The organism is Frankia sp. AiPs1 (assembly GCF_023716945.1).
In the GTDB taxonomy this organism is placed as follows: Bacteria; Actinomycetota; Actinomycetes; order Frankiales; family Frankiaceae; genus Frankia.
Genome location: NZ_JAMQQF010001138.1, coordinates 1 through 674, shown reverse-complemented (window position 1 = coordinate 674; position 674 = coordinate 1). Strand labels below are relative to the sequence as shown.

At 78.8% G+C, this 674-nt stretch carries 1 pseudogene; it reads right to left on the bottom strand.

Annotated features, from left to right (window positions below):
• Positions 1-674, bottom strand: a pseudogene (locus ND748_RS33320) (ATP-dependent helicase); the annotation flags it as partial.

The following is a 674-nucleotide window of genomic DNA, read 5'->3' as shown; positions in this document are numbered from 1 at the left end:
GGCCGGCCGGGCGACCGGGTCGGCGACGCGCACCAGCCAGCGGTCCGGATCGGCGACGGCCCAGCGAATCAACTCGGCCGACGCGGCGGGCTGCCCGCCGCCGGCGCCCCGATCGCCGACGTCACGATCGCCGACGTCACGATCGCCGACGTCACGATCGCTGGCGCCGGTGTCACGATCGAAGGCACGCAGCGCGCGGCCCAGCTCACGCAGGCCCGCCGGGTCCGCCCCGCCGAGCGGCGAGGTGAGCAGGGTGCGGGCGGCATCGGCGGTGAGCGCGCCGGTGGGGTCGTCCGCGCAGCGCAACGCCAGCAGCAGCAGCGCCGCGGCCGGTTCCTGTGCGACGGGCAGCTCGTCGCCATCGACGCTGACCGGCACGCCCGCGGCGGTCAGGACCCGGCGCAGCCGGGCGATCCGGTCCGCGGTGCGGACGAGGACCGCCATCGCGGGCCAGGGGGTGCCGTTCTCCAGGTGCTCGCGGCGCAGCAGGTCGGCGACGGCCTCCGCCTCCACGCCGGCGCTCGGGTAGGTCCGGGCCTGGACCTGGCCCGGACCGAGGTCGGCGCGCCCGATCAGGTCGCGGTGCGCCCGGATCTCGGCCACCGGGAGCCCGGCCGCCGGGATCCGTCGGGCCACGTGCCGGCTCGCCTGCAGCGGGGCGGGCGCCATCCGCC